The sequence below is a fragment of the Rothia sp. HMSC036D11 genome (assembly GCF_001814205.1).
GTDB classification, from domain to species: Bacteria; Actinomycetota; Actinomycetes; order Actinomycetales; family Micrococcaceae; genus Rothia; species Rothia dentocariosa.
Genome location: NZ_KV815304.1, coordinates 1 through 208 on the forward strand (window position 1 = coordinate 1; position 208 = coordinate 208).

1 protein-coding gene is annotated in these 208 nt (G+C 53.8%); it reads left to right on the forward strand.

The features are described 5' to 3' along the window. Nucleotide 1 precedes the first annotated feature (1 nt). On the forward strand, nucleotides 2-208 hold a 207-nt coding region (locus HMPREF2958_RS07210; protein WP_141755801.1), incomplete at its 3' end, for a glycosyltransferase family 2 protein.

The following is a 208-nucleotide window of genomic DNA, read 5'->3' on the forward strand; positions in this document are numbered from 1 at the left end:
TATGCGTACCCCTCGTACCAGCATCATCATGCCGGTCTACAACACCGCCAACACCGTCATCAACGCCATACAATCCGTCCGAAACCAAACAGACCCCAACTTTGAACTGCTCATCATGATCGACGGATCCCCCGATGACTCCGCCGACATCATCACCGACTACCACAAGAAAAACCCCGACACCCGCATCCACATCTTCAACAACCCC